The 18301-nt window shown below is 68.8% G+C and carries 19 protein-coding genes; 15 read left to right on the plus strand and 4 right to left on the minus strand.

Translation table 11 applies throughout. From position 1 onward, the window contains the following. Window positions 1–54: 54 nt before the first annotated feature. Window positions 55–276 carry a DUF397 domain-containing protein gene (locus IF11_RS0124035; protein WP_030353788.1) on the minus strand — a complete coding sequence of 74 codons (222 nt, stop codon included), beginning with the start codon at window positions 274–276 and terminating at the stop codon, window positions 55–57. Further along, on the minus strand, window positions 273–1139 hold the full coding sequence (locus IF11_RS0124040) for a helix-turn-helix domain-containing protein (RefSeq protein ID WP_030353789.1): 867 nt from the start codon (window positions 1137–1139) through the stop codon (window positions 273–275). The genes IF11_RS0124035 and IF11_RS0124040 overlap by 4 nt, the downstream gene beginning before the upstream one ends. Window positions 1140–1328: 189 nt before the next feature. On the opposite strand from IF11_RS0124040, the gene IF11_RS41005 reads away from it, so the two are divergent. The 10 genes from IF11_RS41005 (at window position 1329) to IF11_RS0124080 (ending at window position 10609) form a co-directional block, all read left to right on the plus strand. After that, window positions 1329–1793: an ATP-binding protein gene (locus IF11_RS41005; RefSeq protein WP_030353790.1), complete on the plus strand. Its 465-nt coding sequence runs from the start codon at window positions 1329–1331 to the stop codon at window positions 1791–1793. Between the two features lie 514 nt (window positions 1794–2307). Further along, window positions 2308–3207, plus strand: a complete 900-nt coding sequence (locus IF11_RS0124050) for a helix-turn-helix transcriptional regulator (protein WP_030353791.1) — start codon at window positions 2308–2310, stop codon at window positions 3205–3207. A 97-nt stretch (window positions 3208–3304) separates the two neighbouring features. After that, on the plus strand, window positions 3305–5524 hold the full coding sequence (locus IF11_RS0124055; protein WP_051746157.1) for an McrB family protein: 2220 nt from the start codon (window positions 3305–3307) through the stop codon (window positions 5522–5524). Beyond that, window positions 5521–6768 carry an McrC family protein gene (locus IF11_RS0124060; protein ID WP_051746158.1) on the plus strand — a complete coding sequence of 416 codons (1248 nt, stop codon included), beginning with the start codon at window positions 5521–5523 and terminating at the stop codon, window positions 6766–6768. The genes IF11_RS0124055 and IF11_RS0124060 overlap by 4 nt, the downstream gene beginning before the upstream one ends. Window positions 6769–6947: 179 nt before the next feature. After that, window positions 6948–7862, plus strand: coding sequence for an AAA family ATPase (locus IF11_RS42975; RefSeq protein ID WP_338119908.1), 915 nt, complete (start codon window positions 6948–6950; stop codon window positions 7860–7862). 3 nt (window positions 7863–7865) lie between these two features. Next, window positions 7866–7994 (plus strand): hypothetical protein, encoded by a 129-nt coding sequence (locus IF11_RS42980; protein ID WP_338119909.1) that lies wholly within the window; start codon window positions 7866–7868, stop codon window positions 7992–7994. Continuing rightward, window positions 7973–8422, plus strand: coding sequence for a hypothetical protein (locus IF11_RS42985; protein ID WP_338119910.1), 450 nt, complete (start codon window positions 7973–7975; stop codon window positions 8420–8422). The genes IF11_RS42980 and IF11_RS42985 overlap by 22 nt, the downstream gene beginning before the upstream one ends. Before the next feature lie 155 nt (window positions 8423–8577). After that, complete coding sequence (fabG, locus tag IF11_RS0124070; protein ID WP_030353794.1) at window positions 8578–9297, plus strand: 3-oxoacyl-[acyl-carrier-protein] reductase; 720 nt, start codon at window positions 8578–8580, stop codon at window positions 9295–9297. Between the two features lie 4 nt (window positions 9298–9301). Continuing rightward, window positions 9302–10075, plus strand: coding sequence for an enoyl-ACP reductase FabI (gene fabI / locus IF11_RS0124075; RefSeq protein WP_030353795.1), 774 nt, complete (start codon window positions 9302–9304; stop codon window positions 10073–10075). Window positions 10076–10255: 180 nt separating this feature from the next. Beyond that, on the plus strand, window positions 10256–10609 hold the full coding sequence (locus IF11_RS0124080; protein WP_030353796.1) for a hypothetical protein: 354 nt from the start codon (window positions 10256–10258) through the stop codon (window positions 10607–10609). A gap of 26 nt (window positions 10610–10635) precedes the next feature. Here IF11_RS0124080 and IF11_RS0124085 read toward each other — a convergent pair whose 3' ends face one another. Then, window positions 10636–11310, minus strand: coding sequence for a FadR/GntR family transcriptional regulator (locus IF11_RS0124085; protein WP_030353797.1), 675 nt, complete (start codon window positions 11308–11310; stop codon window positions 10636–10638). A gap of 51 nt (window positions 11311–11361) precedes the next feature. Between IF11_RS0124085 and IF11_RS0124090 the strand changes: the two genes are divergently transcribed. From IF11_RS0124090 to IF11_RS0124105, 4 genes are all read left to right on the plus strand, one after another. Beyond that, window positions 11362–12717 (plus strand): CynX/NimT family MFS transporter, encoded by a 1356-nt coding sequence (locus IF11_RS0124090; protein WP_037728385.1) that lies wholly within the window; start codon window positions 11362–11364, stop codon window positions 12715–12717. A gap of 4 nt (window positions 12718–12721) precedes the next feature. Beyond that, window positions 12722–12838, plus strand: coding sequence for an SGM_5486 family transporter-associated protein (locus IF11_RS42740; protein WP_276311292.1), 117 nt, complete (start codon window positions 12722–12724; stop codon window positions 12836–12838). Window positions 12839–12992: 154 nt separating this feature from the next. After that, window positions 12993–13208, plus strand: coding sequence for a hypothetical protein (locus IF11_RS0124100; protein ID WP_030353799.1), 216 nt, complete (start codon window positions 12993–12995; stop codon window positions 13206–13208). Between the two features lie 91 nt (window positions 13209–13299). After that, a complete protein-coding gene (locus IF11_RS0124105) occupies window positions 13300–13818 on the plus strand; it encodes a SixA phosphatase family protein (RefSeq protein ID WP_030353800.1) in 519 nt (172 codons plus the stop codon). Window positions 13819–13933: 115 nt separating this feature from the next. Here IF11_RS0124105 and serB read toward each other — a convergent pair whose 3' ends face one another. Beyond that, window positions 13934–15154, minus strand: coding sequence for a phosphoserine phosphatase SerB (gene serB / locus IF11_RS0124110; protein WP_030353801.1), 1221 nt, complete (start codon window positions 15152–15154; stop codon window positions 13934–13936). 403 nt (window positions 15155–15557) lie between these two features. Here serB and IF11_RS0124115 point away from each other — a divergent pair, with 403 nt between their 5' ends. Further along, complete coding sequence (locus IF11_RS0124115) at window positions 15558–18149, plus strand: ABC transporter ATP-binding protein/permease (protein WP_240627660.1); 2592 nt, start codon at window positions 15558–15560, stop codon at window positions 18147–18149. The last annotated feature ends 152 nt before the right edge of the window (window positions 18150–18301 follow it).

Genomic DNA, 18301 nt, shown 5'->3' on the forward strand with positions numbered 1-18301 from the left:
TGGTGGCCGTTCACCCGAGCACAACAGGTGGACGGCCGCCGCGCGTGGTCGGCCTCAGAGTTCGCCGGCGACCACGCCCGTACGGAACGCGATCCATTCCGAAGCGGTGAAGCGCAGCGGTTCGCTCCTCGGGTTCTTGGAGTCGCGTATCGCCCTACCGCCGTTCGGGAGTTCTGCGATCTCGACGCAGTCGTGCTCCGCACCGCTGGCAGAGGACTTGCGCCAAGAGGCGGCGGAGAGGTCGTAGGCGTACAGCTCGGCCTTCGGATCGGTCACTTTCTCTGGCCTTCTTCCATCTCGGCGATCCGTGCGAGCGAATCCTCCACCGAGAGCGCCGTAGCGCGGATGCGTTCGAAGGCTTTCGTGAAGGGCGCCGCGTCATCCCCCTCAACGTATGCCGCGCCGCCGACGTTTTCCAAGAGCACTACAGATGGCATGCGTGCAGGGAAAGTTGTGAGGCTGAAGCCGCCGAGGACGCCCGGATGCGAGGTGCAGTCCAGCGGCATCAGTTGAACGGTGACGTTGGGCATCCCTGCGGTGTCGAGTAGACGCCGCAACTGGTCACGCATGGTGTCGGGTCGTACCGCGAACCGCTGGTGAAGCGCCGCTTCATGGATGATCGCCCAGTATTCCAGCGGCGCACCGGGGCGTGTGAGGACCGACTGGCGGGCCAACCGGACCTCCGCCAGCGCGGCAACTTCTTCCGGAGTGCGGAACGTTGTGATGCCCGCGATGTTCTCGCGAGCGTATGCGGCAGTTTGTAGTAGGCCCGGGATCACCAAGGGTGACCACGCAGAGATGGTCTCGGCGTCCGATTCGAGAGAGATGTAGTCCGCGTAGGACGGCGAGACGATCCCGCTGTACGTCTGCCGCCAGCCCTTCTTTCCGGCGTCTTTGGCCAGGTTGTCCAGTGCTGTGTAGACCTCTTGGTCGGACACCCCGTACACCTTGAGCAGGGCGGCGAGGTCATTGGGGCGGATGGCCAGTGCCGCGTTTTCGATCTTCGACATTTTCGGGGCCTTCCAGCCCATGGCCCCAGCGGCGTCGTCAAGTGTCAGACCGGCGTCATTACGAAGCCTGCGCAGGGTCGATCCCAGACGTCTGCGTCGGATGGTCGGAACGAGCGGAGAGTTGGGCATGCCCGAAGTTTGGCACTGGATATCGGTGGGGGGCCGCCAACTTCCCAAGCTCGCCACTCGATCGGGTGGAAAGGTTGCAATGGGTTATGGAAAGGATGCACCCTCTCTTTGGTCGCTCAGAGCGCTCGGGCGGCATCAGCGTGTTACCTCGCTCGGCGCCACAACGCGCCGCCTACGGCTGGAGGCTCCATGAACCTCAACCCGCCCCACACCTTCACCCCCATCCCCACCGCCGCCCTCGGCCACTACCTCACCCCCGTTCCCGCCGGCTTTTCCCTTCACCTGTCCGCCTCCCCGCGCAACCTCCGCGCCGTACGCGGGCTCACGGAGGCGACGCTTCTCAAGGCGGGCGTCAGCCCCAACGGCGTCGACTGTGCCCAACTCGTCCTCGCTGAGCTCTACAGCAACGCCGTCCACGCCTGCGGCGACTACGTGCCGCTCGTCGCCGAGGTGGAGGTGGGCATGGCGGGGGTCTGGGTCAGGCTGCACGACCCGGATCGGAGTCGTATGCCCTGGCGTGCGGACGTTCCTCTGGATGACCCGGAGGCCGAGTCGGGGCGCGGGCTCCGGATCGTGGATGTGCTCGCGCCTGGTTGGGAGGTGCTGCCCACCCCCATTGGCAAACAGGTCCGCTGCCTGCTGCCGCTTGACTGATTCCGGCCCCCAACTGCCCGCAGTCTCGTCCCAATTGCCGCATCGACGTGCGATTTCGTCGATTGTCAGTCCCCCGGAGTAGTCTCCTGTTCACGCGGTGTTGACGTTGAACGGGCCGCGCCGTTCCGAGCGTTGGGGAGATGGTGGATGGTCGGGCGCGAGTTGTCGCCGGCGGATCACCAGGACAAAGAGATCCGGGCGGTCCTCAAGGGGCTCGTCGCTGCCGGTTGGTCGCTCCGTAAGGAAGGGCACTGGGGGCGTCTCTACTGCCCCTGTGCCGAGGGGGGCTGCCTCACCATCCCCATTCCGGGCACGGCGCAGAATCCGGGGCGCGCGGCGCGCAGGCTCGCGCGCCGCGCCACGCTGTGCCCGCTCCCCGAAGGGGACCCGCGCCGTGCCCCGGGAGGCGGTGTTGTCGTTTGACAACGCGTTGATGGAGGGTAATTCTGCCTTGGGGGACTGCGAACCCCGGCGCGGAGGCTTGTGAAGGCACGAACAAGGGGGCGAAGGCGCGATGGACTACGAGTTTCTCTTCATCGTGGACGGAGTCAGTGTGGACGACGACGTAGCGGTCGGCGTCATCTTCGACGAGTTCGACGGGCTGCTCACCCGCCACCGCAGCAAGCACCTGCTCGACGTGGCGGCGGAGGGTGACAGCGCGATCGACGCGGCGCACCGCCTGGTTGTCAGACTTCACCGGGAGCTGCCCGCTCTGCGCCTGCTCAGACTGGACCCGGATCTGGTCGGTGTCTCGGACATCGCGGAGCGGGCCGGACGGAGCAGGCAGAACGTTCTCCAATGGGTGAACGGGGAGCGGCTTCAGGCCGCGCCGGCGTTCCCCGAGCCGGAGGGCACGGTCGGACGCTCCCTCGTATGGCGCTGGGCCGAGGTCAATGCCTGGCTGGCGGACATTGGGGAGAAGAGCGGAGACGCGGGGGCGACCCGGGAGGACGCCCTGTACATCGACTTCATGTTGCCGCGCTGGCGCCAGGTGCTCGATGACGGGTTGCCGATCGTGCGTACCGTGCACGCCACGAAGGTGGACGACGACCGTACGGGAGACCGCGACGCTGTCGCCCAACTGCTGGAAGGCACGCTCTCCGCGCCTGGCGTACTGGAGCGGATTTCCGCCTTTCCCCGGGCAGAACGGCAACGGCTCACCGTGATCTGCGCCGTGCTTTCCGACCGGCTGACCACGGTGGCCGCACGGATAGCACGCGACGAGACCTGGGTGATCCTCGCGTACCAGGGGGAGGAGAGCGGGCTGTATCTCACGCCCGTCACCGCTCGCAGGGTGCCGGGTTCGCGGCCCGTCTCAGCGCTGGGGCTGGGCCCCGAGGCGACGGTGGGGGATCTGTTGCTGGTCATCGCGAACGGCAGCGTTTCACCGACCACACCCGTGACCGTCGCCTGACGGCGGCACACGTCGTTCCGTTCCGCATATTGCCGTTGAACCGCCTCGACTTGAGCCCGAACGGAATCTGCCCACGCGTACCGTACGAAAGGAAGTCGTGCCGACCGCATTCGAGATCAGCGCCCGAGCGGTTCATCGAGCCGCCACCGTCCTGGACGAGCATCTCCAGGACGGCCTGCCCTTCCGGGAGCTCCGGCCGTTGATCCATCAGGCCGAGCCCTCGCTCGTCACCGACTGGGCCGCGCTCGGGCCGCTGGTGAAGACGGATATCGACAAGAACCTCAGCTACACCGCCACCGCGCTGACCAAGGCGGGCTGGCTGTCCCGGGCCAACCGGATCTGGCGGCTGACCGGGCTGGGCCGGCAGGCGCTCGTGGACTATCCCGACCCGGTGACCTTCCTCGCCGAGGCGCAGACCCGCTACGGCTACTGGCGCGAGCGGCGCGGCTCCTTCGACGCCGCGGCCAAGATTCTCTCCGAGCTGCCCGACGAGCGGTGGATCAGCGTCGAGGACCTCGCCGGGGAGTTCGACGTCGACGCCGAGGCGCTCGCCGCGTCCTTTCAGGGGACTCGCCCCGACGGCTGGCATCTGGCTCTCTCGGACGAGGGGGTGGCAGGCCCGGATCTGCTGTTGCCGCCCTCGGACATCGAGGCCTGGCGCCGGCTGCTGGAGCGGGACGAGCTGGATGACGAGGAGGGCTCCAGCCTCGACGTCGTACGGGCCCGGTCCGGCGCGCGACTCACCGCCGAGGAGCTCACCGCGCTGGTGCTGGGGGAGGAACCGGGACAGGAGAGTGTGCCCCAACGGCCCCGCAGGGTGTGGGTCATTCGGGGGAGGGGCCATGACGGGGCCAGTCTGATCAAGACGCTCTGGCGGGAGCAGGGCGTCGTGACCCTGTCCGCCGACCGGCTGCCCGCCCTCGCCCAGGGCACCGGACCGCAGCGCGTCCGCAAGGTCGTCGACGAGGCGTACTCAGGTGCGACAGCCGCTCGACGTGACCGGCAGGCCGAAGAGCTCTACACCTTCCTCTCCCGGATACAGGAGGGGGACATCGTGGTGTGCACCGACGGCCCCCACGCCTATCTGGGGGTGGTACGTGGGCCCGCCGTCCACTCCGCTCCCAGCGATGACGCGGCCCACTTCACGCGGTCCGTCGACTGGCGGAACCTGAGTGAACCCCTCGACTTCGTCGGTGATCTGCCCGCCGAACTGATGGCCCGAGTGGTCGACGGTGATGCCCGTATCATCGATGTCAGCGAGTTCGCCACCCGGCTCGAACCACTGGTCGGGCCGGAGCCGGACCGTACCGCACCCGCTCCGGACATCGAGGCCGAACTCCCCGATGTCACCCAGGAACTGGCCGACCGACTCACCTTGTCCGACCCGGGCTGGCTCCAGGACGCGGTGGAACTCCTCCGTGGCAAGCCGCAGTTGATCTTCCACGGGCCGCCCGGCACGGGAAAGACCTACACCGCTCTCGCGCTCGCCCGGCATCTGACCGGGGGCAGCCCGAGCAACGTACGCCTGGTGCAGTTCCATCCGGCGTACAGCTACGAAGACTTCTTCGAAGGTTTCCGGCCCCGGACGCCGAAGAAGTCGGCATCCGACCCCATCCTCCCGGAGCGGGAGGGACCCGCCTCGACCGGCATCGTCTTCGATCTGGTCAAGGGACCTCTGCGCAGGCTCGCGGACACGGCGGAGGAGCGACCCGCCGAGGTTTTCGTGCTGGTCATCGACGAGATCAACCGGGGCAACCTCGCCAAGGTCTTCGGGGAGATGTACTTCCTGCTGGAGTACCGGAAGGAGTTCGTCCATCTCCTCTACGGATCGGATGAAGGACGCGGATTCCGGCTGCCGCCCAACCTCTACATCATCGGCACGATGAACACGGTCGACCGCACCGTGGCGCTGATGGACGCGGCCATGCGCCGGCGCTTCTCCTTCCTGGAGCTCCACCCCGACGAGACACCCCTCAAGGGGCTGCTGAGCTCCTGGCTCGACGCGAACAGCCTGCCTCAGCTCGGAGCACAGCTTCTCGATGAGCTCAACCGCCGTATCGCCGCGGGACCCGGCGCCGACCGTGACTTCAGGGTCGGCCATTCGTATCTGATGCAGTCGATAGCGCAGGGTGGTGACCGGGCCCTCGATCTGCTCTGGCGTACCCAGATCATTCCTCTGCTCACTGAGCACCACTACGGCGAATCGATCGACATCCAGGAGACCTACGGCCTCGACGCCATCAGGAAACACCTCGGCATCAACCCGTCGTCCGGGACCGCGGCCCCCGCACCTGACGCGTCGGCCGCCGACGTATGAGCGACGAACCGCCCATCTCGCTGAGGGAGGCGGACGACTGGTCCAGCCGTCCGCTGACCGAGGAACAGGCGCGGACGCTTGACGCCTCGGAGCTCGTGGACGTACGCCCGGGGCGCGTCACCGGGGAATGGCGGCTCAGGGCCAGAAACCAGGTGGGTGCCGTCCGGCTGGGGCGCGGTCGCGGCCATGTACGGTTGTCTATCGCTCCGAAGATGCCGGTGGACCGGCTGATGTACCTCCTCGGCTATGCCCCGGACCGTCTTCTCTGGGACGAGGAGAGACAGCAGATCGACGTGGCTGCCCGCCCCGACCTGCTGCCGGCCGTGGCCCACGCGTTTTCCCGGGCGTCCCGGCGGGCGCTGCGCGCCGGGGTCCTGTTCGGCTACCGGGAGATCGAGGACACCCTCCCCGTGCTGCGCGGCCGGCTGAGAGGCGCAGCCCAGCTCGGGCGCCGTCCCGGGCTGGCGCTACCGCTGGAAGTGACCTACGACGATCACACCGCCGACATCCCGGAGAACCGGCTGCTGCTCGGCGCGGTCCGGCGGATGCTTCGGGTGCCTGGCGTGATCCCGGTGCACCGTCGCGAGTTGCAGGGGTTCGCCGCCCAGCTCGACGGGGTGACTCCGCCGGTGCCCGGCGCACCTCTGCCCGTATGGTCACCGACCCGCCTCAATCTGCGCTACCGGCCCGCTCTGTCCCTCGCCACGCTCATTCTCAGAGGGTCTTCGTACGAACTTGAGGACGGGCGGACCATCAGCGTGGACGGTCTGCTGTTCCGGATGTGGCAGGTGTACGAGGACTTCCTCTGCGGTGCGCTCGGCGAGGCCCTGGAACGGACCGTGGGAGGCAGGGCGGAACCCCGTGATCGTGACCACCACCTCGACACGGGGAAAGGCCACGTCCTCAAGCCGGACCTCGTCCACTACCTGCCGGGTGCCGACGGCGTCCCCGTACCGTCCGTCGTGGTGGACGCGAAGTACAAAAGCGGCCCGGCCCGGGACGACCTCTACCAGATGCTCGCCTACTGCGTACGGCTCGGACTCACGCAGGGGCACCTGGTCTACGCGTCCGGCCAGGAGGACGTGATACGGGTACCGGTGGCCGGGGGTGAGATCCGTCTGCACCGCCATGCCCTGGACCTGGGGGTGCCCCATCAGGAGCTGAAGTCCCGGATCGACGGGCTGGCCGAGCTGATCATACGGAGTCGCGCGGAAGCCGAGTCGGGGCGGGTCGGCACCGCCTGATCCGATCGCGACGGGTCGGCAAGAGCTCCGGACGCCGATCAGTGAGCAGAACCGATGCGGGGCGGCCGCCCCGCCACGTAGTGCTGCGCCGTGACGAATCCCATTCCGTGTCGTTAGGGAAACGTACTTCCGGGAAATGTGCTTCCTTGAATGGGAGCCGGGTGACTGGGGAGAGGTCTGTGGGGCAGAGGCGGCACCAGCTCGCGAAGCCGGACGACATGTTCGACCGGGACTGGGAGTGGAGTGAGCTGACCGCCTTCGCGGCCGATGCCGGGCCCGAGGCCACCTTGGGTGTGGTGTCCGGTCGCCGCCGACAGGGGAAGTCCTTCCTGCTCGACGCGCTCGCGCGGGCCGGCGGTGGCTTCTACTTCTGCGCGTACGAGGCGACGGAAGCCGAGTCGCTGCGCCGCTTCGGCGAGGAGCTGGCCGCGTACACCCGGAGCGTCGCGCCGCTGCGGTTCGACCGCTGGGAGGCGGCCGTCGACGCGCTGCTCGCGCTCGGCCGTGAGCGGCCACTTCCCGTGGTGATCGATGAATTCCCCTATCTCGCCCGTCACTCGCCGTCCCTGCCCTCTGTGCTTCAGGTCGCCTACGGGCCCCGTCGTCCGGAGCGTCTGGAGTCCCGTACCCGCCTTCTCCTGTGCGGCAGCTCGCTCGCATTCATGGGCGGGTTGCTCAGCGGTACATCGCCGCTGCGCGGCCGGGCGAGCCTGGAACTGGTTGTGCACCCGCTCGACTTCCGTAAGGCGGCCGAATTCTGGGGCATCGGCGATCCCCGGCTCGCCGTACTCGTCCATTCGGTCGTCGGCGGTACGCCAGCCTATCGGCGGGAGTTCGTACGGGACGACACCCCGTCCGGCATCGAGGATTTCGACGCCTGGATCTGCCGTACCGTGCTCTCGCCCCGCTCGCCCCTCTATCGGGAGGCGCGCTACCTGCTGGCCGACGAGTCCGATCTGCGCGACCGGGCGATCTATCACTCCGTGCTCTCCGCGATCGCCCAGGGCCACCGCACATCGGGCCGTATCGCGAGCTTCCTCGCCCGGCCCACGGGCGATATCACGCACCCGTTGACCGTGCTCCAGGACTGCTGACTCGTGCAACGGCAGACGGACGCGTTCCGCAAGAACCGCAGCATGTACCAGGTCGCCGAACCGCTGATCAACTTCGACCATGCCATCGTCCGGCCGAAGATTGCCATGCTGTGGCCGAAGCTGCCTGGCTGAGCAGCGGGCCGGGCTTCTTCCCCGCCGTGGTCGGTCCGCACTTCGAGCAGCTCTGCCGGGACTGGGTCGCCCACTTCGCGGCGCCCGAGACGCTCGGCGGTTTGCCGATCGACGTGTCGTACGGCACCGTCTCCGACCCGGCGAACCGAGCCTCGTACGAAGTCGATGTCGTGGTCCAGGGCGCTGTCGGCCAGGACAACGGGGTGTTGCTGGCGCTCGGCGAGTGCAAGTGGGGTCAGGTCATGGGGGTCGGACATCTCGAACGGCTGCGAGGAATCCGGGATCTGCTGGCCGGGCGCGGCACGGATGTGTCGCAGGTCCGGCTCGTCTGCTTCAGCGGAGCGGGGTTCACCCCCGAGCTGTGGGCTGCTGAGGAGCGTGGCGAGGCTGTGCTCGTAGGGCTGGACCGGCTGTACGGCGGGGAGTGAGCCCGTGCAGCGTTCGGCCGAGGCCCCTTTCTGTAGGGATCCCACAGGGTCCTCACCGAGGCGCTGTCAGGGGTCGATTCTCCGCGACGGGCACGGTACCGATAGGTTTTCGACGTACCAGACAGCTGGAAGACCGCTAGGGAAAGGCTGATCCGTTGAGCCGCTCGGTTCTCGTTACCGGAGGAAACCGGGGCATCGGCCTCGCCATCGCCCGCGCCTTCGCCGAAAACGGTGACAAGGTCGCCATCACATACCGGTCCGGCGAGCCGCCGCGGGCCCTGACGGAGCTGGGCTGCCTGGCGGTCCGCTGTGACATCACCGACAGCGAGCAGGTGGAGCAGGCCTACAAGGAGATCGAGGAGAAGCACGGTCCCGTGGAGGTGCTGGTGGCCAACGCCGGTATCACCAAGGACCAGTTGCTGATGCGGATGTCCGAGGAGGACTTCGCCTCCGTGCTCGACACCAACCTCACCGGCACCTTCCGTGTCGTCAAGCGCGCCAACCGCGCCATGCTGCGCGCCAAGAAGGGCCGGGTCGTCCTGATCTCCTCGGTGGTCGGGCTGCTCGGCTCGGCGGGGCAGGCCAACTACGCGGCGTCCAAGGCCGGTCTGGTCGGCTTCGCCCGCTCCCTCGCCCGCGAACTGGGCTCGCGGAACATCACCTTCAATGTCGTCGCGCCCGGTTTCGTCGACACCGACATGACGAAGGTGCTCACCGACGAGCAGCGCGCGGGCATCGTCTCGCAGGTACCGCTCGGCCGCTATGCGCAGCCGGAGGAGATCGCCGCGACGGTGCGGTTCCTCGCCTCCGACGACGCCTCGTACATCACTGGAGCCGTCATTCCCGTTGACGGCGGATTGGGCATGGGTCACTGATCACATGAGTGGAATCCTCGCCGGCAAGCGCATTCTCGTCACGGGTGTACTCACCGAGTCCTCCATCGCCTTCCACGCCGCCAAGGTGGCGCAGGAGGAGGGCGCGGAGGTCATCCTCACCGGCTTCGGCCGGCTCACGCTCGTCGAGCGCATCGCCAAGCGGCTGCCCAAGCCCGCCCCGGTCATCGAGCTGGACGTCACCAACCAGGAGCACCTGGACGGGCTGGCCGACCGGATCCGTGAGTACCAGGGCGAAGGCGGTGCCGGCCTCGACGGCATCGTGCACTCGATCGCCTTCGGTCCGCAGGGCGCCTTCAACTTCCTTGAGGGCACATGGGAGGACGTCGGCACCGCGGTGCAGGTCTCCGCGTACTCGCTGAAGTCGCTGACGATGGCCTGTCTGCCGCTGATGGGGCGTGGCGGCTCGGTCGTCGGGCTGACCTTCGACGCGCAGGTGGCCTGGCCCAAGTACGACTGGATGGGTGTCGCCAAGGCGGCGCTCGAATCCACCAACCGGTATCTCGCCCGCGACCTGGGTGCGCGGAACGTCCGCTGCAACCTGATCTCGGCCGGTCCGATCAAGTCGATGGCCGCGAAGTCCATTCCGGGCTTCGAGGAGCTCGCGGACGTGTGGAACCACCGCGCCCCGATCGGCTGGGACCTCTCCGACCCGGAGCCGGCCGGCCGCGGTGTCGTCGGTCTGCTGTCGGACTTCTTCCCGAAGACGACGGGCGAGATCGTCCATGTCGACGGTGGCGTGCACATGATGGGCGCCTGACGCCCGTACTCGTACGCGTACGCCGGAAGCCGCGCGACCGTCCAGGAGACGGCGCGCGGCTTTCGTGCGTGACGGGCCCCGGACGGGTCCGTATCCGTCCGAGTCGAAAAGAGCGGCGACGCACCGCACACTGAGCGAACCGGGGTCATCCGGTCATCGTGGGGGTGGAGGTGTGTGCGTATGCGCCCGCTGCGTCGCCGTACGTCGGCGCTCACGACAGCCGCTCTGCTCACGACGGGACTCGCGGTCTCCCTGACGGGCGTGCCGGGCGCCGGAGCCGTCGCGAGCCGAGGCGACCCCGACCGCTTCCACGCCTCTTGCCGTACGGCCATAGAGGGCTCGCGCGCCACCGCGTCCTGCCACAACCCGTATCCCCAGACCGACCGGATCCGGCTGCATGTGGAGTGCGCGCGCTGGTGGGACATCGACGCCGACAGCGCGCCCGTGGACGTCGGGCCGGCCGGGTACGCGGAGCTGACGGACCGGTGCTGGAAGGAGATACGCGAGGTGTGGGTCACCCATGAGCGGCCCTGAGGGACTCCTCCGGTACCGGGCGTGACTCAGACCCGTTCCCCCAGACAGCCGAGGCCATGGCTCGCGGCCTCGGCCCCCGCCGTCTCCACATCGCCCGCCCGGATCGCCGCCACCAGCCGCGCGTGGTCCATATGGTTCTCCGGCCGCAGCTCCCGCCCCACGTTGTCGCGGAGCTGGTCGCGCACCAGCTGGCCCAGATCCGCGTAGACCGCGGTCAGCACATCGTTGTGCGAGGCCGCGACGACCGCCATGTGCAGGCTCGCGTCGGCCATGACGAACACCTCCGCGTCGCCCGAGGCCCACGCCTCCTCGCGCCGGGCGAGCAGCGTGTCCAGCTGCCGCAGGTCCCGGTCCGTACGGCGCTCCGCCGCCATCCGCGCGGCCGACGACTCCAGCGTGGAGCGCAGCTCGACGACATGCCGGGGATCGGCGGTCGCGAACCTGCGGTGCATCACCCCCGCCAGCTCGCTGGTCGCGACGACATACGTCCCCGAGCCCTGCCGGATGTCCAGCAGACCGTTGTGGGCGAGCGCGCGCACCGCCTCACGGACGGTGTTACGGGCCACGCCGAGCAGCTCGACCAGCTCGGGTTCGGTGGGGATACGTGAGCCCACCGGCCATTCGCCCGAGGTGATCTGATTCCGCAGCTCGGTGATCACTTGGTCGGAGAGCGCGGAGCGGCGGGGGGAGTTCAGCGGCATGGTGCTCCTCGTTGTGGACAACCAATCATCCCATGATTCTATGATGGCTCCATGTCCGACGAGCCGCAGACACAGATACAGCAGATACGACTGTCACCGCCGGCGCCCTCCGGGGCACCGGCGCTCACGAGATCCCTGAGCCGGACACCGTCCGCGTCCGCCGACTCACCGGGTACGCGGCTCGGGCCCGGGGTCTGGCTCACCCGGCTGCTCGTCGTCGGACTCGTGCTCGCCGCCCTCAATCTCCGCCCCGCCATCACCAGCCTCGGCGCGCTGCTCGAAGAGGTGCGGGACGGGCTGCACATGAGCGGCAGCGTCGCGGGGGTCCTCACCTCCGTACCACCGTTCTGCTTCGCTCTCTTCGGCTTCGCGGCGCCCCGGCTGGCCCGGCGCTTCGGGCCCGGCGCGGTCGTCTGCGCGGGCATGGTGGCGATCATGGCGGGGCTGCTGATCCGCCCCTTCGCGGGCGGCACGGTCGGCTTCCTCGCCGCGAGCGCGGTCGCGCTCATGGGGATCGCGGTCAGCAATGTGCTGATGCCGGTGATCGTCAAGCGGTACTTCCCCGACCGCGTCGGCACGATGACCGGGCTGTACTCGATGGCCCTGGCGCTCGGCACCGCCGCCGCGGCCGCCGTGACCGTGCCCATGACCGAGGCGCTGGGTGGCAGTTGGCGGACGGGGCTCGGGGTGTGGGCCGTACTCGCCGCCCTCGCGGTAGTGCCCTGGCTGGGTCTGGTACGGGATCGCAGCGCCGGGCCGTCGTCGCCCTCACCGTCGCATGCGGCCCCTGTCTCCGCCCCCGCCCCGGCTTCGGGGCTGAGGCTCGGGCGCAGCCGTACCGCCTGGGGGCTCGCCTGTTTCTTCGGCCTCCAGGCCACCGGCGCGTACATCACCATGGGCTGGATGCCGCAGATCTTCCGCGACGCGGGGCTCTCGGCGGGCACGGCCGGGCTGCTGCTCGCCGTGACCATGGTGATGGGGGTACCGCTGGCCTTCGTGATCCCGCGGACGGCCGCGCGCATGAAGAACCAGGGCCCGATCGTCATCGCCCTGGGGCTCTGCGGACTCAGCGCCTACGCGGGCCTGTACTTCGCCCCGGCCGAGGGCGCCTGGCTCTGGGCCGTACTGCTGGGCATCTCGAACTGCTCCTTCCCGCTCGCCCTCACCATGATCGGCATGCGCTCCAGGACGGGCGCGGGCGTCGTACGCCTCTCCGCCTTCGCCCAGAGCACCGGCTACCTGATCTCGATCCCGGGCCCGCTGCTGGTGGGCGTGCTGTACCAGCACACCGGCGGCCCGGAGCTGCCGATCGCGCTGATGGCGACGTTCCTGCTGCCGCAGATGCTGGCGGGCGTCGTGGCGGGCAGGGACCGGACGATAGAGGACGAGGCGCGGATGCGAGACTGACCGTATGCCAGTCCTTGACCCGAACCCCCAGAACGGCCAGCGGAAGCTGCTCCTCGTCTTCGGCACGATCATCGGCATCATGGTGATCATCGGAGTCATCGCCTCCATTGCCAGTCCGTAGTTTGGGGCTCGGTTCGCCTCTGGGGTGGGGCTGGCACCACCGTCCCCTAGGGGGCCAGGGTCAGGGTCCAGTGGGTGGGTCACCGGATGGGATCCGGGGGCCATGATCCGTAGGTTTGAGGTACCTCGACAACCGCAGACCTACGGAGGCGGCCATGCCGGCCCGAACCCGCTCCCGGTCCCACCCGTCCGCCGCCTCCTCCTCCGACAGCGTCGAGATCCGGCTGCCGTGGTGGTCCGTGGCGCTGCCCGCCGTCGCTTTCGTCGTGCTGTTCCTGCTGATGGCGGATCCTGGACAGGCGCATGCCGCGACGGACGACCCCACGGTGGGACGGATTCTGGAGCACATTCATCTGACCTTGGGCCGGTAGTACGGGACGGTCGCCGGGCGCGTTCACCCGTGCTGGGGCCGTGCGTCAACACCCTGCGCCCGATGGCGCGTTTCATGCGAAGCTGGGATGCATGAGCGTCGATACAGCCCGCAGGATCGTCCTACTCCGGCACGCGAAGGCCGACTGGCCGGACGTGTCCGACCACGAACGGCCGCTCGCTGATCGCGGCCGCGCGGATGCTTCCGTGGCCGGCCGCCGGCTGGCCGGGACGGGGATCCCCGTCGACCTGGCTCTCTGCTCGACCTCGCTCAGGACGCGCGAGACCTGGAAGCTGGCCGTGCAGGAGCTGCCGCAGCGTCCCAGGACCAGCTACGAGGAGCGGCTCTACGACGCCACCCTCGGTGATCTTCTCGCGCTGCTGAACGAGACGCCCGACGAGGTGAACGATCTGCTACTCGTCGGTCACAACCCGGGTATGCACTCCCTGGCCGACGCGCTCTCGGGCGCGGGAGAGGGCGACACCATCGGCCGGATGACCAGGACCGGATTCCCGACCGCGTCCTTCGCCGTGATCGTCTTCAACGGCAGCTGGAAGTCGGTGGAGCACGGCGTGGGCAAGCTGGTCGATTTCTGGAGCCCGCACGACTGACCTGGATGAAGGCCCCACCGGAGGCCGGAAGAAGGTTCCGGCGGAGGCCGGAGAAAGGCCCCGGCACGCTCACCGCGCGCCGGGGCCTTCCCGCGTCGAGATTCACCTCGTACGGTCAGCCGTCCTCGCCGTCCGCCGCCTCGACCTCTTCCCGGGTGATGCCCAGCAGGTAGAGCACGGTGTCCAGGAACGGCACGTTCACCGCCGTGTGGGCGGCCTCGCGGACGACGGGCTTGGCGTTGAAGGCCACGCCCAGCCCCGCCGCGTTCAGCATGTCGAGATCGTTCGCGCCGTCGCCGATCGCGACGGTCTGCGCCAGCGGCACCCCCGCCTCGGCGGCGAAGCGGCGCAGCAGCCGGGCCTTGCCCGCGCGGTCCACTATCTCGCCCACCACGCGTCCGGTGAGCCTGCCGTCCACGATCTCCAGCGTGTTGGCGGCGGCGAAATCCAGCCCGAGCTGCTCCTGGAGGGCATCGGTGACCTGGGTGAATCCGCCGGAGACGACCCCGACTTGGTAGCCGAGCCGCTTGAGCGTACGGATCAGGGTGCGGGCGCCGGGGGTGAGCCGGACCTCGGCCCGTACCTTCTCCACCACCGACGCGTCCAGCCCGGCCAGCAGCGCCACCCGGGCGTGCAGGGACTGCTCGAAGTCCAGCTCCCCGAGCATGGCCCTGGCGGTCACCTCGGCGACCTCGGCCTCGCAGCCGGCATGGGCCGCGAAGAGTTCGATGACCTCGTCCTGGATCAGGGTCGAGTCGACATCCATCACCACCAGCCGCTGGGCCCGGCGGTGCAGTCCGGCCGAGACGACGGCGACATCGACGCCGATCTCGGATCCGGTGGTGGCCAGCGCGGTGCGCAGCGGTTCGGTCTCCACCCCGGACACCGCGAACTCCACGGCGGTGACCGGGTATTTCGCCAGCCGGAAGATCCGGTCGATATTGCCGCCGGTCCCGGTGATACTGGCCGCTATCACCGCCGTCGACTCCGCGGTCAGCGGGTTGCCGAGCACGGTGACATGGGAACGGCCACTGCCGCGCGGCCGGTTGTCACCGGTGCCCGAGATGATCTCGGCCTGGAGCTTGAGCGATTCCGTCCAGCTGTGCACGGTCGCGCGCAGTTCGCCCTCGCTCGTGCCGCCCGCCGTCGGCGCGGTGATCAGCGCGCACAGCACGATCCGGCCACGGGTGACGACCTGCTCGATGTCGATCACATCGACGGAGTAGGCGGCGAGGGTGTCGAAAAGCCCGGCGGTGATCCCGGGGCGGTCCTTCCCGAAGATCTTGACGAGAAGCGTGGGGACGTCTGCGGTCCGAGGGGGCTGCGATGCGCTCATGGTGCTTCCACCGTATCCGGCGGACCGCCGGTGCGCGCTGCCTGTCCCGCGTACCGGACAGCGCCCGGGAGGGGACCGCCGATGGGTCTGTGCCGGTGGCGTGAAGTCGGCGTACGGCCGGTGTCCGCACGGCGTACGGGGGCTGAAGGCGGACCTGCCACCGAACGGCGCGGCCGGCCCGTCGACCCCCTCGGCTCCCGTCGCCACCCTGGCCGTGGCCGGTGGTCCCGCTGGCTTTGTCCCGGTTGTGGGTTTTTCCCGCGCCCTCCTTGTGGGCCGTTACGAGCTTGTGCCGGTATCGCACGAGGCCCGGCTTTCAAACCTGGCTGCGCGCCTGAAATAGTTCCCCACGATGTTCGCCATCCCTAGACTCCCTGCGACGGGGGAAATCGGGGGACAACAAGTGGGGCATGGAGTGCCGGAACTCGTACTGGAATTGAACGGAAGGACCTGGACGCTCGACCCGTCCAGGACATACACCCTCGGACGTGATCCCCAGGGCGACCTGGCGATCGACGACGCCAGGGTTTCGTGGCGGCATGCCACCATCAGCTGGGGGGGCCGCGGTTGGGTCATCGAGGACCACGGCAGTACCAACGGCACGTATGTGCGGGGTCAGCGCATTCAGCAGATGGAGATCGGTCCCGGCTCCGCCGTCCATCTCGGCAACGCCACCGACGGGCCCCGGCTGAGCCTCACCGGCGCGGCGGCACAGCAGGCCCCGGCTCAGCAGGCGCCCCAGCAGCAGGGCGGCCCCGGTTGGGCACACCAACAGCACCAGCAACCCCATAACCAGCAGCCCCAGCGGCAGGACTGGCAGCAGCCCCCGTACCAGGGACAGCCTCAGCCCCAAGCCCAGCACAAGGCGCAGGTTCAACACCAGGCACAACACCAGCCACAGGCACCGCAGCAGGGGCACATACCTCCGCAGCAGCACGGTCAAGTACCGCACCAGCGGGGCGCGGGGGCCCCGTCGGCGTACGGCGACCGCAGCCCGACCACCTTCCACCAGTTCTCCCTCGGCCACGTCATGCGCATCGGCCGCGCGCTGGAGAACGAACTGGTCGTCTCCGACCTCCAGGTCTCCCGTCTGCACGCCGAGTTCACGGCGACGCCCGACGGCCGCTTCGAGATCCGTGATCTCGGATCCCACAACGGCACCTACGTCAACGGCCAGCCGATCGCCAAGTCCGGCACCGTACTGCTCGGTCCGAACGACATCGTCGGCGTCGGCCACTCCACCTTCCGCCTCGTCGGTGACCGGCTCGAAGAGTTCGTCGACACCGGTGAGGTCTCCTTCTCCGCCCGTCATCTCACGGTGACGGTCGACGGCGGCAAGCAGATCCTCAAGGACGTCTCCTTCGGCGTCCCCGAGAAGTCGCTGATCGCGGTCATCGGCCCCTCGGGCTCCGGCAAGTCCACCCTGCTCAAGGCGCTCACCGGCTACCGCCCCGCCGACCAGGGCGATGTCCTCTACGACAACCGGAATCTGTACAAGCAGTTCGCCGAGCTGCGCCAGCGCATCGGTCTGGTCCCGCAGGACGACATCCTGCACAAGGAACTGACCGTGAAGAAGGCGCTCAAGTACGCCGCCAAGCTCCGCTTCCCCGGTGACACCGCAGAGGCCGAGCGCGAGGCCAGGATCGGCGAGGTCCTGGGCGAGCTGAAGCTCGACATCCACAAGGACAAGAAGATCACCTCGCTCTCCGGCGGCCAGCGCAAGCGCGTCTCCGTCGCCCTGGAGCTGCTCACCAAGCCGTCGCTGATCTTCCTGGACGAGCCGACCTCCGGCCTCGACCCGGGCATGGACCGCGATGTCATGCAGCTGCTGCGCGGCCTCGCCGACGACGGCCGTACGGTCCTGGTCGTCACCCACTCCGTGGCCGAACTGGCGAGCTGCGACAAGCTGCTCGTGATGGCGCCCGGCGGCTCGGTGGCGTACTTCGGCCCGCCCGAGGAAGCGCTCAACTTCTTCGGCTACAGCACCTGGGCCGATGTCTTCTCGGCCTTCGAGAACTACCGCGACTACGACTGGGCGGGCCGCTGGCGCGGCTCGCAGCACTACCAGATGTACGCGGCCGACATCGACGCCGTCGCCGCGCAGTCCGTGGCCATGCCGACGGCGCAGCAGATGCGCCCGCCGAAGCCGCAGAGCTGGGGATCGCAGCTGTGGACGCTGATCCGCCGCTATGTCTCGGTGATCGCGTCCGACAAGGGCTTCATGGGGCTGATGGTGGTCCTGCCCGCCGTGCTCGGTGTGGTCAGCGTCGTCATCCCGGCGAAGTTCGGCCTCGGCCCGCCCGAGGCGCCCGCCAGGTTCAACGGCGCCGCGGGCACGATCCTGCTGATCCTCACGGTCGGGATGTGCTTCACGGGCGCCGCCAACTCCGTCCGTGAGCTGATCAAGGAACGGGTGATCTACGAACGGGAACGGGCCACCGGCCTCTCCCGCTCCGCCTATCTGATGTCCAAGGTCATCACACTCGGAGTGATCACCGCCTTCCAGGGCGTGATCATCTGCGGTATCGGCTTCGCGCCCCGCGCGCTGCCCGCGGAGGGCCTGATCCTGCCGCCGGCCGTCGAGATGTGCCTCGTGGTGATCGCGCTCGGCTTCACCTCGATGATGTTCGGCCTGGTCATCTCCTCGCTGGTGAAGACCGCCGAGAAGACGATGCCGCTGCTGGTCATGTTCGCGATCGTCCAGGTCGTCTTCACCGGCATCCTCTTCCAGGTCTACGACTCACCCGGCCTGGAGCAGTTCGCCTGGCTGATGCCGTCGCGCTGGGCCATCGCGGGCGCGGGCACCACGCTCAACCTCTCCACACTGATGGCGCCCTGGGACCAGGACAACCCCACCAACCTGGACCCGCTGTGGGAGCACGCGGCGAGCCAGTGGGTCATCGACATCTCGGTCCTGCTGCTCATCGGCGTCGTCTGCGGTATCGCGGTCTCGCGTCTGCTGCGCCGCCACGAGCCGGAGGTCATGCGCAACTAGGTCCTGTCCGCCCGCGTAGATCGGCCGGACAGGACCTAGTGCCCCTCCCGGCACCAGCCACGCGGACCGCGTACGCGTACGCCGAAGGGCGGCACCCCCTGTGCGGGGTGCCGCCCTCCGGCGTTCTGCGTGTGGTGCGCCTCAGCGCGCCG

This window comes from Streptomyces scopuliridis RB72, from assembly GCF_000718095.1.
Lineage (GTDB): Bacteria > Actinomycetota > Actinomycetes > Streptomycetales > Streptomycetaceae > Streptomyces > Streptomyces scopuliridis.